18 protein-coding genes are annotated in these 16,833 nt (G+C 64.2%); 13 read left to right on the top strand and 5 right to left on the bottom strand.

What is annotated here, in order from left to right; genetic code table 11:
- Positions 1-79: 79 nt before the first annotated feature.
- On the bottom strand, positions 80-1,789 hold the full coding sequence (locus ACMZ6R_RS17610; RefSeq protein WP_416113892.1) for a putative bifunctional diguanylate cyclase/phosphodiesterase: 1,710 nt from the start codon (positions 1,787-1,789) through the stop codon (positions 80-82).
- 507 nt (positions 1,790-2,296) lie between these two features.
- Between ACMZ6R_RS17610 and ACMZ6R_RS17605 the strand changes: the two genes are divergently transcribed.
- The 3 genes from ACMZ6R_RS17605 to ACMZ6R_RS17595 all read left to right on the top strand — a co-directional run bounded on the left by ACMZ6R_RS17605 (position 2,297) and on the right by ACMZ6R_RS17595 (position 4,095).
- A complete protein-coding gene (locus tag ACMZ6R_RS17605) occupies positions 2,297-2,479 on the top strand; it encodes a ferredoxin (protein ID WP_416113890.1) in 183 nt (60 codons plus the stop codon).
- Between the two features lie 193 nt (positions 2,480-2,672).
- Positions 2,673-2,822, top strand: a complete 150-nt coding sequence (locus ACMZ6R_RS17600; RefSeq protein ID WP_416113888.1) for a hypothetical protein — start codon at positions 2,673-2,675, stop codon at positions 2,820-2,822.
- A 238-nt stretch (positions 2,823-3,060) separates the two neighbouring features.
- Positions 3,061-4,095: a DUF1786 family protein gene (locus ACMZ6R_RS17595; protein WP_416113886.1), complete on the top strand. Its 1,035-nt coding sequence runs from the start codon at positions 3,061-3,063 to the stop codon at positions 4,093-4,095.
- A 502-nt stretch (positions 4,096-4,597) separates the two neighbouring features.
- Here the strand turns inward: ACMZ6R_RS17595 and ACMZ6R_RS17590 are convergent.
- Entirely contained in the window at positions 4,598-5,461 is an 864-nt protein-coding gene (locus ACMZ6R_RS17590; RefSeq protein WP_416113884.1) for a carboxymuconolactone decarboxylase family protein, read from the bottom strand.
- Between the two features lie 99 nt (positions 5,462-5,560).
- Between ACMZ6R_RS17590 and ACMZ6R_RS17585 the strand changes: the two genes are divergently transcribed.
- Entirely contained in the window at positions 5,561-6,454 is an 894-nt protein-coding gene (locus tag ACMZ6R_RS17585; protein ID WP_416113882.1) for a LysR substrate-binding domain-containing protein, read from the top strand.
- Here ACMZ6R_RS17585 and ACMZ6R_RS17580 read toward each other — a convergent pair.
- Positions 6,448-7,299, bottom strand: coding sequence for a YitT family protein (locus ACMZ6R_RS17580; protein ID WP_416113880.1), 852 nt, complete (start codon positions 7,297-7,299; stop codon positions 6,448-6,450). The two genes, ACMZ6R_RS17585 and ACMZ6R_RS17580, sit on opposite strands and share 7 nt — an antisense overlap.
- A gap of 140 nt (positions 7,300-7,439) precedes the next feature.
- On the opposite strand from ACMZ6R_RS17580, the gene ACMZ6R_RS17575 reads away from it, so the two are divergent.
- Complete coding sequence (locus ACMZ6R_RS17575; RefSeq protein WP_416113878.1) at positions 7,440-8,126, top strand: hypothetical protein; 687 nt, start codon at positions 7,440-7,442, stop codon at positions 8,124-8,126.
- Between the two features lie 153 nt (positions 8,127-8,279).
- Here ACMZ6R_RS17575 and ACMZ6R_RS17570 read toward each other — a convergent pair whose 3' ends face one another.
- The gene (locus ACMZ6R_RS17570; protein WP_416113876.1) at positions 8,280-8,813 is read right to left on the bottom strand and encodes a hypothetical protein; all 534 of its coding nucleotides are present in this window, start codon (positions 8,811-8,813) and stop codon (positions 8,280-8,282) included.
- A gap of 102 nt (positions 8,814-8,915) precedes the next feature.
- Between ACMZ6R_RS17570 and ACMZ6R_RS17565 the strand changes: the two genes are divergently transcribed.
- The 6 genes from ACMZ6R_RS17565 to pal all read left to right on the top strand — a co-directional run bounded on the left by ACMZ6R_RS17565 (position 8,916) and on the right by pal (position 14,490).
- Positions 8,916-9,665 (top strand): NAD-dependent protein deacylase, encoded by a 750-nt coding sequence (locus ACMZ6R_RS17565; RefSeq protein ID WP_416113874.1) that lies wholly within the window; start codon positions 8,916-8,918, stop codon positions 9,663-9,665.
- A gap of 29 nt (positions 9,666-9,694) precedes the next feature.
- Positions 9,695-10,447: a MotA/TolQ/ExbB proton channel family protein gene (locus ACMZ6R_RS17560; protein ID WP_416113872.1), complete on the top strand. Its 753-nt coding sequence runs from the start codon at positions 9,695-9,697 to the stop codon at positions 10,445-10,447.
- Between the two features lie 3 nt (positions 10,448-10,450).
- Entirely contained in the window at positions 10,451-10,891 is a 441-nt protein-coding gene (gene tolR / locus ACMZ6R_RS17555; RefSeq protein WP_416113870.1) for a protein TolR, read from the top strand.
- 41 nt (positions 10,892-10,932) lie between these two features.
- On the top strand, positions 10,933-12,219 hold the full coding sequence (gene tolA / locus ACMZ6R_RS17550; RefSeq protein WP_416113868.1) for a cell envelope integrity protein TolA: 1,287 nt from the start codon (positions 10,933-10,935) through the stop codon (positions 12,217-12,219).
- A 171-nt stretch (positions 12,220-12,390) separates the two neighbouring features.
- The gene (locus tag ACMZ6R_RS17545; RefSeq protein ID WP_416113866.1) at positions 12,391-13,713 is read left to right on the top strand and encodes a translocation protein TolB; all 1,323 of its coding nucleotides are present in this window, start codon (positions 12,391-12,393) and stop codon (positions 13,711-13,713) included.
- A 261-nt stretch (positions 13,714-13,974) separates the two neighbouring features.
- Positions 13,975-14,490, top strand: coding sequence for a peptidoglycan-associated lipoprotein Pal (gene pal, locus ACMZ6R_RS17540; RefSeq protein ID WP_416113864.1), 516 nt, complete (start codon positions 13,975-13,977; stop codon positions 14,488-14,490).
- 589 nt (positions 14,491-15,079) lie between these two features.
- Here the strand turns inward: pal and ACMZ6R_RS17535 are convergent.
- A complete protein-coding gene (locus ACMZ6R_RS17535; RefSeq protein ID WP_416113862.1) occupies positions 15,080-15,547 on the bottom strand; it encodes a phosphatidylglycerophosphatase A in 468 nt (155 codons plus the stop codon).
- Between the two features lie 99 nt (positions 15,548-15,646).
- Here ACMZ6R_RS17535 and ACMZ6R_RS17530 point away from each other — a divergent pair, with 99 nt between their 5' ends.
- On the top strand, positions 15,647-15,997 hold the full coding sequence (locus ACMZ6R_RS17530; protein ID WP_416113860.1) for a hypothetical protein: 351 nt from the start codon (positions 15,647-15,649) through the stop codon (positions 15,995-15,997).
- A 29-nt stretch (positions 15,998-16,026) separates the two neighbouring features.
- Positions 16,027-16,770 (top strand): DUF6125 family protein, encoded by a 744-nt coding sequence (locus ACMZ6R_RS17525; RefSeq protein WP_416113858.1) that lies wholly within the window; start codon positions 16,027-16,029, stop codon positions 16,768-16,770.
- Positions 16,771-16,833 lie beyond the last annotated feature (63 nt).

Below are 16,833 nucleotides of genomic sequence, written 5' to 3'. Positions count from 1 at the left end.
GGGGAGAGCGCGAGAGGGGAACCCTTTTTTCAAAAAGGGTTCCCCTCTCGCATCGCCTTCCATTTCCGTTTCCGCCCGGCTAGACCGTACCGTCGGCGGGCGGAGTGATGTTCCACTTCTTGCCCACCAGGGCGTCGAGGTTTTCGCCGGGCACGGGCCTGGAAAAGTAGAATCCCTGGGCGCTTTCGCAACGCAGATCCGACAGGGCCGTGCGATGCTCGGCCAGCTCCACTCCTTCGGCCACCACTTCCAGCCCCAGCTTGTGCGCCATGGCGATGATCGTGCGCACGATCTCCATGTTTTGTTCCGCCTCGTTCATGTTGCCCACGAACGAGCGGTCGACCTTGAGGCTGTCAAAGGGGAATCGCTGGATATAGGACAGCGAGGAATAGCCCGTGCCGAAGTCGTCGATGACCACCTTGACGGACAGGGCCTTGAGCCGCTTGATGGTGGCCACGGCCTCGTCGGCGTTGTCCATGAGCACGGATTCGGTCAGTTCGAGCTTGACCAGCGACGGATCGATGCCGGTCTCGGTCAGGATGGCGGCCACTTCCTCCACGAAATCCGGTCGCTTGAACTGGCGGCCCGAAATGTTGACGGAAAGCGTCAGGTTTGCGCCCTCCGGGTTCTTCCTGCCTAGGTCCACCATGCGCCGGCAGGCCTGGCGCAGGACCAGGGCCCCCAATTCGTTGATGAGTCCGGTTTCCTCGGCGATGGGAATGAATTCGCTTGGCGGGATGGTCCCCTTGGTGGGATGGAACCAGCGGGCCAGGGCCTCGACGCCGGTGATCTCGCCCGTGGAAAGCGACACGATGGGCTGGTAGTGGACCGTCATCTCGCCCGATTCCAGGGCATGGCGCAGCGCCAGCTCCATCTCCATGCGGCGCTGGGTGAGCACCCGCATGCCGGCGTCGAACACGGTGTAGTGGTCGCCGCCGTGCTCCTTGGAGCTGTACATGGCATTGTCCGCGTCGCGAAGCACCTGGTCGGGGTGTTCGTAGGCCCCGGAGCCAAGCACCACCCCGATGCTGCAGGTGACGAAAATTTCCTGTTTTTTGAGGCGAAACGGCGCGGCCAGATGCCGCAGCACATTGTCGGCCATGGCGCTGGCGTCGGCTAAGCCGGCCAGATCCTCCACCAGGATGGCGAATTCGTCGCCGCCGAAGCGGGCCAGGGTGTCCACGTCGCGCAGCAGTTTTTGCAGCCGGTTGGCGATGATCATGAGCAGCCGGTCGCCGGTGACGTGGCCGAAAGTCTTGTTGACCAGCTTGAAGCGGTCGATGTCGAGGTACACGACCGCGTACAGGGCCTCGGGATTGCGCTTGAGGCGCTTTATGGCCTGCTCCAGGCGGTTGAGGAACAGGGCCCGGTTGAAAAGCCCGGTCAGGGTGTCGTGGAAGGCGTCGTGGAGGATGTGCTCTTCAAGCTGTTTTTGCCGCGAAATGTCCGTGAGAATGATCAGCGCCCCGGGCATCGCCCCGGCCAGCGGGGTCACCACCAGGGAGCGCCAGCTCGTGGATCGCGCCTTGCCGCAGGGCAGGTCCATGGCGTAGCGGGGCGTTTTTCCCGCAAGCACCGAGGCCAGTCCTTCGCGTACGGCCGTCGCGGCCGCAGGCTGGAACAGGGCGTTGCAATACTCGGCGAAGGCGCGTCCCACGGGTTCGCCCGGAACGATCTCGCGCAACTGGGACAGGCAGGAGGCATTGGCCGCGACGACGACCCCCGCCGCATCGAGAACGGCGGTATGGGATGGAAGGGATTCCAGGAGGTCGGAAGGTTCGGGAAGCATGACCCTCGGTCGCCGGTTGCTTTGGTGGGGGAGCAATTGGCCGCCGTTGTCGCAAATTTATAAAGTTTTTGAAATCATGCGTAAAGGCAAATCACCGTCCACGCGTCCTCCCTCAAGGTGCCTGACGGGTCCGCCACAATCCAGGAATTTTCTGTTTGGCATAATATGCAAGCAAACACAATGCCTTGACCAAAGCTTTCGAAAGGGCGGGCCGTCTGGGCCGTTCTTGACTTTTCGCTGACGCCCCGTCATAGACGAGCTTCCCGGGCAATGTGCCTTGCCTGGGCGTTGGGGGGACAAGGTCCCGTGTACGTGGCCCTTTTTCTCCAACAACCGCGGAGTGTTCAGGCATCTTCCAGGGTGAGCGCTTCTCCCTGGAGCGGCAGAGGGTTTAGTGACGACATCCTGGCAACATAGGGTTTACAAGTCGGCTTGACGCCGCCCAGGGGTTTTTCCGGAAAACCGGGCATGGCGGCTACGAGCCAAACCTTTTAAGGAGGACCGGTCATGGCCATTGTTATCGACGACGACGCTTGCATGGGTTGTGAAGCCTGCGTGGAAACCTGCCCCGACGCTTTCGAGATGAACACCGATGGCGACAAAGCCACCGTGAAAGACGCCGATTCCGACGCCGAGTGCGTGGACGAAGCCATCGACGCCTGCCCGGCCGAAGCCATCAGCAAGTCCTGAATCAGCTTGTCCGTCACGGGCGAAACCGCGTCGGGAAACCGGCGCGGTTTTTTTGTGGCGCGGCTAAGCCCTTGTCGCAATCGTCCGATAAGAGAGGCGAAGGCCTCCCCGGAGAAGGGAGGAGAAATCAAAAAGGAACGCTTCTTGCTTATGAAAAAGCGTCAGGGGGCTCCCCCCCATCCGAGGTGCCATCATGAAGCGCTTTCGAAACTACCTGCAACATCGGCTCAATCCCGTGCATATGTACTGCCGGCTTGTGGATTTCGGTCTGGCCAGCGTCCGCGCCAAGCGTGTCTGCTCCGTCTACGAGCGCTTCATCTACAAGGCCCTGCTGTTTCATTAGGAAACGCCGCCCCCTGGTCGTAAGCCGGCCGCGACTGCCAGCCGCCGGCCTTACGGCTGGCCCTCCCTCGACAATTCCCCCGCCTCGACCCGAGTGCAATTTTTTCTCACTCCGGTCACCAATTGTACCATTTTCGTAACCGGAGTCGTCTGGCGCGTCCCCATCCGTCTCGCGCCTGCCTTGAAGCGCGGCCGGTTTGGGCGTACGTACGGGCACTTTCCCCGCCAAGGAGGCGTCGATGGCCGAACGTACGCTGTGCCTGGATATCGGCTCCGGTACCCAGGACGTCTACTACCACCTGCCCGATCTGGAGCCGGAAAACTGCCCCAAATTCGTGCTGCCCTCGCCCGCCCGCCGCGTTGCGGCAAGACTTGCCGCGCTGACCGCCGCCGCCAAGCCCGTTTACCTGTGCGGCCACAATATGGGGGGAGGTTTTTTCAAGGCGTTTCGAGCCCATAGAAAGGCCGACCTGCCCCTTGCCGCCCACCCCGACGCCGTCTGGGCCCTGACCGACGACCCCAGACGCCTCGAAGACACCATGGGCGTTACCGTTACCGAACATCGCCCCGACGGCTACGTGCCCCTGCCGCTGTCCGATTACGACCCCGGTTTTTGGTCCTGCTTCCTGGCCGCCGCCGGACTGCCCGAACCGGAATGCGTCATGGCCTGCGCCCAGGACCACGGCCTGCACCCCGGCAAAAGCAGCCGCGAAGGCCGTTTCAAACTCTGGGAACGCTTTCTGCGCGAGGCCGACGGACACCCCGAAGCCCTGGTCTACGAAACGCCGCCCCCGGAACTTACCCGGCTGGCCACTCTCCAGACCGCCATCGGCGGCGGCCCCGTGGCCGATACCGCCGCCGCCGCCGTGCTCGGCATGCTCACCGACCCGGCCATCAAAGCCCGATCCGTCGAGACCGGCGTCATGCTCGTCAACGTCGGCAACAGCCATACCGTCGCCGCCCTGGTCCACCGCCAGCGTATCTACGGCATCTACGAACACCACACCGGCATGCTGCCCGCCGATGACGTCTGGAACGACCTCGAACGCTTCCGACGCGGCGACCTTACCAACGCCGAAGTCTTCGACAAAGGCGGTCACGGCAGCCTCACCCTGGCCTTCCCCGAAACCGCCGGCATCTTCCCCCATACCTGCGTCATCGGCCCCAAACGCGCGCTGCTTAGGGGCTTCGACGTCACCTTCCCCAGCCCCGGCGCCGACATGATGCTCACCGCCTGCTTCGGCTTGGTGGATTGGCTGCGCCGCCGCCGGTAGCGGCGACGCGGAGGCGGGAGAGGCGGGGGCTCTGCCCCCGTACCCCCGGCAGGGCGCTGCCCTGCACCTGCCGGGAGGCCACGGGCCCCCCGGTCCCCCCTTCCCGGCTCTGGTCTGGCGGGAAGGGCGTTGGCTGCCGGGGAGTCGGTTGGGTGAAGATGGGGGCGGAATTTGTCGTGACGCTGCCGCCGCTTCGCGGCAGGCTCGTCCCAAGCAAATTCCGCCCCCACCACGCCGGTCGCCCCGATGGGGCGACATTTCAGAAAAACTGTTTGTTCTGAAAATGCGGCGCTTCGCCGCTGGCGCGGTTGTCGCCGCAATCGTGTCCGGCGTCGAGGTGCAACGCGCCTCGTGTCGCCGGGCCGATTGCGGCGACAAGCCTTCGTCGTTCCGCCACCCGACTCCACCTCCACCCACCATCCCGACCCGGTAAAAGGGGGTCCGGGGGACATCAAGTCCCCCGGCGGTGGGGTCCAGGGGAGGCAGAGCCTCCCCTGGCCTTCTATCCCTCCTCGTCCGCGAACGCCTCCCTGGCCACGGCCAGGCCGTTGAGGGCGGCGGGGAAGCCGGCGTAGACGGCCATCTGGATGAGGACCTCGGTGATTTGTTCACGGCTGACGCCGACGCTGCGGGCGGCCTTGATATGGACTTTGAGTTGCGGGGCCATGGTGCCCCGGGCGGTAGCGGCGGCGATCATGGCGATTTCCTTTTGGGCCGGGGTGAGGACGGCGCGGGAGATGACGTCGCCGTAGGAGAAGTCGAGGATGAAGCCGGCCATATCCGGGGCGATGTCGGCCAGGGAATCGACGACGCGTTGTCCGGCGGACTGGCTGGTGACGGCCAGGGCGGCGAGGCCGCGTGCGCGCCGGTCGGGGTTTTGCGGCGCGGGCGGGGGCGTGGGGGCGACGCCCTGGGCGGTGAAGACCTCGCGGGCGGCGGCCAGGGCGTTGAGCCCGGCGGGGAAGCCGGCGAAGACGGTGGTCACGTAGATGATGTCCACGATGGCTTGCGGCGTAAGTCCGGTGGCCAGACCGGCTTCGATGTGGAAGCGCAATTGCGGCGCGGCGTTGCCGAGGGCGGCCAGGGCGGCGATGGTGGCGGTCTGGCGTGAGGCCGGGTCCAGGCCGGGCCGGGTGAAGACGTCGCCGTAGCCGAATTCCACGACGAACCGGGCCATGTCCGGGGCGATGTCGGCCAGGCCATCCTGGACGGCCTGGGCTTTTTGGGGGGCCAGGGCGACAAGCGCCTTCCAGCCGCGTGCGTAGCGTTCGTTTTCCATGGTCGCACCTCCGCAAAGGGTTGTGGTTGTGAGGGTGAGCAAAAGGGCCAGGGCGGCCCGGATGCCGGTTACGGGTGATCGGATCATGGTCGCCTCCCTGGGGTTGTTTCCGACAGGGTAGGCGGGCTGGATTGATATGTGAAATATAATTTCACATTCTGATTGATATGTGGAATATATCGATTCATGGAATTGCGGGATTGTCAGTGCTTCGTGGCCGTGGCCGAGGAGCTGCATTTCGGCCGGGCGGCGGCGCGACTGGGCATGGCGCAGCCGCCGCTCAGTCAGCGGATTCGGGCGCTCGAGGAGGAGCTTGGGGCGGCGCTTTTCGTGCGCACCAGCCGCATGGTGGCCGTGACGCCGGCCGGGGAGGCGTTCTGGCGCGAGGCGCGGGCGCTTCTGGCGCTGGCCGGGGAGGCGGCGGCGGTGCCCCGGCGGGTGGCGGCGGGGCTTTCCGGGCGGCTTCGGGTCGGGTTCGTCAATCCGGCCATGGACGCGTTTTTATCCGCGACGCTGGCCATATTTCGGCAAAATGCCCCGGATGTGGAACTGGTGCTTAGGGAAATGGGCAGCCGGGAGCAGGGCGAGGCTTTGGCCGCCGGGCGTCTGGATGTGGGTTTTCTGCGCCTTGGCGGACCGGAGCCGCCGGGAGTGGAGGTGACCGTCATTTCCCGGGAGCCGTATCTGCTGGCGGTGCCGGCCGGCCATGTCCTGGCGGGCAGGAAGCGGCTCGCGCTGGCCGATCTTGGCGGGGCTGCCATGATTTTGCCGCAGCGGCGGCAGGCCTCGGAGCTTGTGGCGGCCATCGAGGCGGCGCTCGCGGTGGCCGGGAGCAGGCCGAGGGTGGTTCAGGAAGCGGCGTCCAAGTTCACCATGCTGTCGCTGGTCGCGGCCGGAGTGGGCGTGGCGCTGCTGCCGGTCTCGGTACGGGTGTGGCGGCGGCGCGGGGTGGTGTTCCGGGCCCTTGAGCTGGGGTTGCCGGAGGTCTTGCTGGCGGCGGCCGTGCCCCGGGGGCGCGGAGATGCGGCAGCCGCGCGCCTTGTCGCTCTGGCCCGGGCCTGCGCTTCGGGCGATCAGTAGATCTTGCGCCTAGCGAAGCCTTCCCCGAGCACGTTGAAGGTATTTTCCACCACGAAGAAGGCGTTGGGGTCGTGCTTGAAGACGAGTTCCTCCAGGCGCTTCATCTGCACGTTGTTGGTGATCGTAAGGATCACCCGCTTGGATTTGCCGGTATAGGCGCCCCAGCCGTGGAGGAAGGTGGCCCCGCGCCGCAGCTTGTGGATGATTTCCCTGGCGATGGCGTCGGCCTGGTCGGAGATGATGAAGACCATCTTACGCTGGTTGAAAAGCGACAGGAAGTAGTCCATGACCTGGGAGTAGGTATAGGACAGGATGATGGAGTACAGGACCAGTGTCGGTTCGTAGAAGGCGAAGCCGGCGGCGAACACGGCCAGATTGAAAAAGAAATTGAACTGGCCGATGCGCAGGTTGTATTTCTGGTTGAGCCAGATGGCCAGGATGTCCGTGCCGCCGGCGGAGCCCAGCGAGCGCAGCATGATGCCCGAGCCCGCGCCGAGGACCGCGCCGCCGAAGATGGCGGCCAACAGCGGGTCGGCGATGAGGATGCGTTCGGGCAGGACCTGCATGAAGAGGCTGACTATGCCCATGCCGAAACAGGTGTACAGGAAGAAGCGGCGCGACAGGCTGCGCCAGCCGAGCAGCATCAGCGGCACGTTGAGCAGGAAGTAGAGCGGACCCGGACCCAAGACTCCGGTCAGGTAGTAGATGAGCAGGGCCAGGCCCGAGATGCCGCCGGACATGAGTCCTTTGCCGACGGCGAATTCGTTGACGCCAAGGCTGAAGATCAGGCCCCCGAAAGTGAGCAGGCCGAGGTTCCAGGATACGGCGCGAATGTTTGTGGGCATGCCCCCCTGTAGCCTTGCCGGCTTGCCCGGGCAAGGGGATTGTTGCCACTGCGATGGGGCGGGTGTAGCCCTGGCATGGCGCGGCCGGCAACCGGCCGGACGTGCGGGATTTTTTAACACGGCGTGTGGTGAGCAAGCGTATGGATGACGCCCTGCTGCAGCATCTCAAAGTCGCCTTGCTGGGGTATCTGGGCAAGGCGGTCGATTTCTGCCTGGGGCTGCTGGAAACGGCCCTGGGCAGGCTCCTTGACGCGGCGGCCGCGCTGGCCGGCTGGACCGGGCACATCCTTGCCCGGATCGCGGCCATGCCCTTGTGGATCACCATTCCGGCCGCCCTGGCCGTCATCGCCCTGGCGACCGGCTATGCCATGCGCCAGAAGCTCTACGACCGGCTCCTTCTCTATTACGATGTCTGGCTGCTGCGGGAAGGCTACCGGCGGCTGACGTTTTCGGTGCGTCGCGGCGCGGTGCGGCGGCGGCGGGTGCTCATGGCCCGGCCGGTGGCGCTGCCGGAGCGCTTCGACGCCGTGGCGCTCTACGAGGCCGCGCCGGATCGCTATGCCATGGCCTATGGCCCCGTCGACGGGACGGCCGAGGACGTGCGGCTGTACCGGCGCGACAGACGCGCGGGCCTGCGGGCCATGGGCGAGGACCTGATCCAGCACTTTCGGGCCAATGTGCATATGCTGCGCGCCGACGGGGAACTGCGGGCGCTCTTTGCCGTTCTCGATGCCCGGGACCCGGATTTCGCCGCCTCCCGGCCGGCGCTGCCGGGGGAGGAACGGGGGAAGATAAGGCAGGAAAATGCGAGAGGGGAAACCCTTTAAAAAGGGTTCTCCCCTCTCGCGCTCTCCCTTTCCTAAAGTTTTAACGGGGATATTTTGGCCGTAACAGCTAAATTTTATTGAAAGTCTTTGGAAGGGGGGCCCGGGGGGAGAACCTTTCTTCAGAAAGGTTTCCCCCCGGTTCCTCCCTCGCGCCTAACGGCGGACGTTGGCCCTGTTGGTGCAGGTGACGAAGCGGGCGTTGCACTGGTTGTAGCACATGTTGCGCGATTGCCCGAAGGTGGCGTGGTTGCAGCGCTGGGCGCAGTCGGCCTGCATCTGGTTGCAGCGGGCCACGTCGGCGACCCTGGCCCGTTCGGACCGTCCGGGTTGCCGCACGACAGCGCCCGGGGGGACGATCACCGACCCCGGAGGGGCGACCACCGGCACACCGGGCTGGACCACGCCTTGGGAACGCGGCACGGACTTGGGGCGCGGCTTGTACCCCGGGGCCTTGGGCACGGGCGTGGTGGGCGTGGCTCTCGGGGGCTTGGGCACGGGTGCGGTGGGCGCGGTCATTCTGGGGACCGTGTTTCTGAATATGGGCTTGCCCGGCGCGTTGGGATTGACCGGCTGCCCGGGCGCGGGGCCGGACTGGAGCTGCACGAGCGGCTCGGCGGCAAGGGCCGGTGCGGCGGCGGGCAGGGTAAGCGCCAGGCAGAAAAGAAACGTCCTGATGCAAGGCTGCATGGGCGAGAGCCTCCTTTGGCAAATGAAACATAATGCCGTTTGACAGCATAACGCGTTCCTGCGAGAAAATACACCTGCCAAGGGATATGCAGGGAGTATGCCGTGGATGATGCCGCGCTTGAAAAGGCGGCCGGGCTTCTGGCCCGGTCGAGGACCGCCATTGCCCTGACCGGAGCCGGCATTTCGGTGGCCAGCGGCATTCCCGATTTCCGCAGTCCCGGCGGCCTGTGGGACCGCTACGACCCCATGGCCGTGGCCACGGTGACGGCCCTTGACCGCGCGCCGCGCCAGGTATGGGAGTTTCTTCTCGACGCCATCTCGGTCATCGGCCCGGCAAAGCCCAATCCGGCCCACGACGCCCTGGCCCGGCTGGAGGCGGCCGGGCGGCTCTCCGGCATCGTGACCCAAAATATTGACGGGCTGCACCAGGCCGCCGGCTCGAAAAACGTGGTCGAATTTCACGGCGGCATGGAGCGTTATTTTTGCATGGGTTGCGGCCGAGCCTACGCCCCGCAGACGGCGCTATCGCTGACCCGGGCGGACATCCCCTGGCGCTGCGGAGCCTGCGGCGGAGTGGTGCGGCCGGATATCGTGTTCTTTGGTGAGGCCATACCACTTGACGCCCTTGATAAAAGCGGTCAATTGGCCTTGGCCGCTGACATGATTATCGTGGCCGGAACATCGGGGGAGGTCGCCCCGGCCAATCTCCTGCCCAGGGAGGTCAAGGCCAAGGGCGGAACGGTCGTGGAAATCAATCTGACGGAAAGCGCCATAACGGGGCTCGCCGACGTCTCGATCTTCGCCGCGGCGGAGATCGCCCTGCCGGCCCTGGCCGAGCGCGCACTTTCCTAACCTCTTACATTTCCCACAGGTGGGTCGCAATGGATGCGCTTACGCCGCATGGCGGCTTTTGGGCCATGATGGCCAATGCCACGCCGACGGTCATGTTCGTCTTGTGTGTCCTTGGTTTCATGTCCCTTGGTTGTTGGAGCATCATCTTCGTCAAGATCTTCACGCTGACCTCGGCCAAACGTGAAACCGCCAGGGATTTCGTCCGGTTCCAGGAAGCCGAAACCCTGCGCACGGCCATGCAGTCGCTTGGCCAGTCCCGCCAGTCCCCGGCGTTTCACGTCGGACGGCTGGCCTTCGAGGAACTCGTGCGCATGGAACAGGCCGATCTCGATCCGGTGGAAAAAGGCCACGTCGCCATGGACAACATCCGCCGGGTGTTGCGCCAGGGCGTGTCCCAGGAACTGGCCAAACTCTCGAGTTCCCTGCCCTTTCTGGCCACAAGCGCCAACGCCACGCCCTTTATCGGCCTTTTCGGCACGGTCTGGGGCATCATGAACTCGTTTCATTCCATAGGCCTCATGCAGTCCGCCGCCCTGGCCGCCGTGGCCCCGGGTATCTCCGAGGCGCTGATCGCCACCGCCATCGGCCTGGCCGTGGCCATCCCGGCCGTCATCTCCTACAACTTCTTCCTGGGCTACATCCAGGCCATCGAGGGCGAGCTGGTCAACTTCGCTGGCGCGTTTTTGAACCGCATCCAGCGCGAAGTGACCTGGACCCCGCGCGAGGCCCAGGCCGACGCCCCGGCGGCGGCCCGTCGCCGGCCGGCCCCGGAGAGGTTCTAAGCCATGGGCATGCAGGTCGGCGGCAAGGGCCGCTTCATGGCCGACGTCAACGTGACGCCCTTTGTGGACGTCATGTTGGTGCTCCTTATCATTTTCATGGTCACCGCGCCCATGATGACCCAGGGGTTGCAGGTCGATCTGCCCCAGACCCGCGCGGTTTCCGTCCTGCCCAAGGAAAGCGACAGCGTGGTGTTGACCATCAAGGCCGACGGCGCCCTGTACCTGGACAAATACCAGGTGGAGCTCGGCGACCTGGGGGGACAGGTGCAACAGCTGGTGACCGCCCAGAAAAAGCAGCTTTTCCTGCGGGCCGACAAGTCCGTGCCCTATGGCACGGTGGTTGCCGTCATGGGTGTGGTCAAAGAGGCCGGCGTGGATAAGCTCGGCGTCGTGGCCGAAGAAGAAAAAACGGCCGCGCCCTCCTCAGCCGCCAAAAAGAAATAGGATCCGGACGCGTCGCCCGGCGTGTCACAGCGAGTGCCCCCATGCGCGTTCTTGGCTGGATATTTTCCATCTTCCTGCACCTGACGGTGGTGCTGGCAAGCCTCGTCTTCATCAATATCGAGCCGGTCAAATTCCAGCTCAACGTTCCCGTGTACGAAGTCGACCTCGTCTCTCTTGGCGCGCCCGGCCTGCCCCCCGGTGAGGCCGGTCTGCCTCCGGGACCCAAGGGACCGGGAGACCGGCCCCAGCCCGGTCCGCCCGAACCCGAGGGGGGACCCGGCGAAGCCGCCGAGGCGCAGCTGCCCGAGCCGGCCAAGGCTCCGGCCGAACCGGCCAAGCCCACCACGCCCGAACCAGTGGCCGCCGTGCCCCAGGCGCCGGAACCGGAGCCCAAATCCGAGCCCAAGACCGAACCGAAGCCCGAGCCCAAAATCGAGCCCAAGACCGAACCGAAGCCCGAGCCCAAAATCGAGCCCAAGACGGATTTTAAAAAGCTCGAGGAAGCGACGAAGAAGGCCGAGGAAGTCCAAAAGAAGGCCGCCGAGGCCAAAAAGATCGAGGAAATCAAAAAGGCCGAGTTGCTCAAAAAGGCCGAGGATGCCAAGAAGGCCGAAGAAAAAAAGAAAGCCGACGAGGCCAGGAAAGCCGAAGAGGCCAAGAAGAAGGTAGAGGAAGCCAAAAAGGCCGAAGAAGCCAGGAAAAAGGCGGACGAAGCGAAAAAGAAGGCCGAGGACGCCAAGAAGGCTGAAGAGGCCAAGAAGGCCGCTGACGCCAAAAAAGCCGAGGACGCGAAAAAAGCCGCTGACGCCAAGAAATCGGCGGAAGCGGCCAAGGCGGCCGCGGCGGCCAAGGATGCGACCTCCGCCAAGGACGTCCTGGCCAAGGCGCTCAAAGAGGCCAAGGCCAAGGCCGGACAGGGCGGCGGCAAGGGCTCCGGCAAGGGCTCGGCTGGCGGTGATCCCCTGGCCAAGGCCCTGGCGGACGCCCGTCGCATGGCCGGCGGCGGCGGTGGTGGCGGTGGCAGCGGGGGCGGCGGCGGCGGTAGCGGCGTCACCATGGGGGTCTACGCCCAGATCGTCAACCGCGAGGTCAAAAAGAACTGGCGCTTCCCGCAAAGCGGCGCCCGGCAGCCGCTTATTGCCGTTGTGGAAGTGCACATCGACAAGAACGGGCGTATCCTCGAATATCGGTTGGTGCAGTCCTCCGGCCAGACCAGTTTCGACGCTTCGACCGTCAAGGCCGCATCCGAAACGGACACGCTGCCGCCGCCGCCGCCGGGACTGAACGTCCTGCAACTGCGGTTCAGCTCCCAGGAGCTTGGGCGGTAGGAAATCGGTCGGCGATTGTTTTTTTCCCGACCGGCATTTGCCTGGGACCCGGGAACACGGTATAGGCCGAAACGCGGGAATACCCGTGCCGGCCGCAAGGGCAGGCTCCCCGGCGACGTCGCCGGGGCTTAACGACAAACCGGCAAGCAGCGAGCTTCAGGGACTTGGACAATGACCACGCGCGTGCATAAGCGAATCATCAGTGTTTTCGGGGCACTTTTCATGCTTTTGGGCATCCTGTCCGGACGGGCCCCGGCCCAGACTTCCCTGGCCGTGGATATCCAGGGGCCGGGACAGGCCAAGATGAACCTGGTCCAGGCCAGGCCTTTTGCCGAAGGCGGACAGCTCACACCGGCCGACAAACTGCAGGACCTTATCAACAAGGACCTGCAATTTCTGCCATTTTTGCAGCTGGTGCCGCCTTCCAACATCCCCGGCCAGATCGGCGGGGCCAAGGCGGAACAGATCGATTTCAAGCCCTTCGGCATGGCCAAGATCGACGTGCTCGTCACCTCCCAATGGTCACCCGGCGGCAACCTCGGCAATGTGGAGCTGCGCGCTTTCGAGGTCTATTCCCAGAAAGTGATCGTCGGCAAAGGCTATGACAGCGTCACCGACGCCCAATTGCCCGATATCGCCGACCGGTTCTGCATGGAACTCATGGCCGCGCTCACCGGTCAGGGCGGCTTCTTCAATTCCCAGATCGCCTTCGTGAAGCCCAGCTCCGGCAAGGGCACCGACATCTGGACCGTGCGCCCCACCGGCCGGGGGCTGACCCGCGTCACCCACTACAATGAGCTCGGTATGGCCGAAAGCCCGTCCTGGTCCTTCGACGGCCGGCGCATCGCCTTCACCCTTATCGGCTCGCGCTCCCATTACCTGGGCGTCTGGTCCGGCGGCGGCAAGCCCCAGGTCTACACCCTGCCAAGCACCAATGTGGTGAGCCCGCGCTTTCTGCCGAGCGGCCAGATCGCCGTCAGCATGCGCGTGCACGGCAAGGCGGACATTTACCTCTTAAACGCCAACCATCAGCCCGGACGGGTGCTGGCCGGCGGCCCGGGCATCAACGTCTCCCCAAGCTTCGATACCTCGGGCCGGCTCATGGCCTTTGTCAACGACCAGGCCGGCAACCCCAACATCTACCTTCAGGATGTCGGCGGCGGCTCCCCCAGGCGCATCACCACCTCGGGCTACAACACCAACCCGTCCATAAGCCCCGACGGCAAGCTCATCGCCTTCACCAAACAACTTGGCGGCGGTCAGAAGATCTTCGTCCATGACATGACCACCGGCCAGGAAACCCAGGTGACCTCGGGCGGTGGTTCGGATGAGAACCCCAGCTTTTCGCCGGACGGCTACTTTATCGTATTTTCCTCGACCCGAAGCGGCCAGAAAAAGCTCTATGTCACGACCCGGCACGGCACGCCGCCGATCAAGATTCCCACCGGGGACGGCGTAGCCCAAATGCCTTGCTGGGGGCCGCTGCCGCAGTAGTGTCACGGATTTTTTTTATTCCATGACGATCCTGTAATGGTTCTGGCCAATGTGGAAAAGAGTGGGTTAAATGGAGTCCCGGGGTTAGCAAAAGCACTCAACCATGCAGAAAGCCCATAATTTCCCTGTTGCATTTTATTGCAGGAGGCGTAATTGGAGGCGCGTTCCGGTTGGTGCTTCGCCAGCCCCATCGAGAACACGGCCAGGGGTAAAGCTCCTGGCTTTGTAAAGCCCGGGCGGGCTATGTGAGGAGGAAGAAAAATGACGCGTTCGAGGATTTTGACTCTGGCGGTACTGGTGTTGATGCTTTCCCTTATGGGATTTGGCTGTGCCAAAAAAGCCGGCGGCCCCGGTGATGGTTCCGGAACGAGCTGGGAAGACCAGGAAAAGGCTCGTCTGGAACAAGAGCGTGCCCTGCGTGAGAAGATGGGACAGGCCGCTAACGAACTGGCCCAGATGATCCACTTCGCCTTTAACAGCTCCAACCTGACGGCTGAATCCCGGCAGATCCTGACCCGCAAGGCCGAGATCATGCGGCAGTACCCGCAGATCAAGGTTATCGTGGAAGGGAACTGTGACCAGCGCGGCACGGCTGAGTACAACCTGGCCCTCGGCGAACGCCGTGCCCAGGCCTCCGCTCAGTACCTGGCCAAACTGGGCATTCCCGCCGATCGCCTGTCCACCGTCAGCTACGGTAAGGAACGCCCCTTGGATCCGGCAACCACTGAGGCCGCATACGCCCAGAACCGCCGCGACGAATTCCGCGCCACCTACTAGTTTCTGTTGCTTTCACGCCCACAAGGCGCAAAAGGCTGCCGGGTTTTCCCGACAGCCTTTTTTTGTTGTGGTACGGCTGCGGTCGCCAGGGGAGGCTCTGCCTCCCCTGGACCCCACCGCCGGGGGACTTGATGTCCCCCGGACCCCCTTTTACCGGGTTGGGATGGTGGGTGGAGGTGGAGTCGGGTGGCGGAACGACGAATGCTTGTCGCCGCAATCGGCCCGGCGGCACGAGGCGCGTTGCGCCTCGACGCCGGACGCGATTGCGGCGACAACCGCGCCAGCGGCGAAGCGCCGCATTTAAGAAGAAGATATTTTTTCTGAATGTCGCCCCGAAGGGGCGACTGGCGTGGTGGCGGCGGAATTTGTTTGGGACGAGCCTGCCGCGAAGCGGCGGCAGCGTCCCGACAAATGCCGCCGCCATCTTCTCCACTCTCCGCATTCCCGCCAGCCAATCCCGCCTCCGCCCGGCCAAAGCACACCGGACGGGGGGCCCGTGGCCTCCCGGCAGGTGCAGGGCAGCGCCCTGCCGGGGGTACGGGGGCAGCGCCCCCGCCGCAAAGGCAGTGGCTGGGCCGTAGCCCCGGCGCTATGACCGGAGCCAGTGAAAGATGGCGAGGCAGATGCAGGCGTAGATGCCGGCCAGCACGTCGTCGATCATGACGCCGTAGCCGGCGGGCAGCCAGTTTTCGGAGGCGCGCACGGGGCGCGGCTTGAGGATATCGAAGGCGCGGAAGAGGAGGAATCCGGCGGCCAGATCCAGTGGGGGCAGGCTGGCGAAGGGCAGGTAGGTGATCCACTGGCCGACGAGTTCGTCGATGACCACATGGCTGGGGTCTTTTTTGTGGAGCAGGATTTCGGTTCGTGTGGCGGTGATGCTGCCGATAAAAAACAGGGCAATGAGGACGATGATGCGCCAGAAGCCGGGCAGCGGCAGGAAGAGGGCTGGTGCGGCGATGGCGGCCGCGGCCGAGCCCCAGGTTCCCGAGGCGTAGGGGATTTTGCCGATGGGGCCGAGTCCTGAAACGAGCAGGGACAGGCGGTCGCCTGAGGTCATGATCGGGGCCTCCGTGGAGTGGATGGATAGGTCGGGGCACGCTACACCGGGGCACGGAGCGGGGCAAGGGGTTGGGCATCTTGAGTTCGGGAGCGAAGTGTGGGAAAAAACCGGCGGCGGGCCATGGGCGCGCCACAACCCGAAAGGAAGGTGTCGATGTTGAGCCTGCGCTACACCATGGTGCTTTTTGTTATGTACTTTATGTTTTTTTGGCTCTTTTATCGTTTCTATTTCCGCCCACGGATTTATCTGCTGCTGTTGTCCGAGCCATCTTACATGGACCATTATATCGATAAGCTGCCGCATATGTGCGAACGCCCTGACGAGCGGCTTGGCATGATCGAATTCATGCTGGCCAAACGGAAGCGTTTTGTCCGTGCCATGCGGCAATTTGTCTTTACCATCACGGCCGCTTATGTGGCCCTGCTCATTCTCGGCGCAACTCTGTAACGCTTTGGCGCAATTTTTTTGATTTTACTATGAAAGATGAAAGCTTATCACTCCCTGTGACTGGAGATACGGCCGAGGGCTTGGCGTATCGTGTGGTCGAAGCGGCGCGGCAGATCGCCGTGCATTACGGGTTATGGCTGGCCGAGACCGCGCATCAGTTGGGCCCGGAACAGGCCGTGGCCTTGGAATCCCAGGTCGGGGACGCCTATATTCCGCTGCTGACGCGCCGCATCGAACGGGCGTTGGGACTTTCCGGGGATGTCAACGGCGTCTTGGCGGCTCTGGGCGAGGAAAAGCTCGGCAAGCTGCTCGACGCCCTGGCCGTTTCCTGGCTGGCGGCGGATGGGGTCTGGTTTCGCAAGGTCGAGGACGCGCGGGGCATGCACGACGCCAAGCGGGTCAACGACACCTGCTGGTCGCGCCTGGGCTATTACGAGGCCTTGCGGGCCAAGGCCGCTCTGGGACTGCCCGAGCGGGGCGGACTCCCCGCGCTCAAGGCCGCCTTTGGCGCGCGGTTGGTGTCGCGCATCAACCAGTGGGAGATCGTGGACGAGACGCCGGATTCCTTCGTCCTGCGCATGGTGCGCTGCCGGGTGCAGTCCTCGCGCGAACGCCAGGGGCTGCCGCCCTATCCGTGCATCTCCGGCGGTTCGGTGGAATATACGGCCTTCGCCGCCGGCATCGATCCCGCCATCGCCACCACCTGCGTCAGCTGCCCGCCGGATATCACACTCCCCGCCTGCGCCTGCGCTTGGAGATTTTCGACGAAATGAAAGTGTTAGGATGAGGAAGAGAATGCGAGAGGGGAACCCTTTTTGAAAAAAGGGTTCCCCTCT

Source organism: Solidesulfovibrio sp. C21 (genome assembly GCF_047785625.1).
GTDB lineage: Bacteria > Desulfobacterota > Desulfovibrionia > Desulfovibrionales > Desulfovibrionaceae > Solidesulfovibrio.
This window is presented reverse-complemented; position numbering and strand designations above follow the sequence as displayed.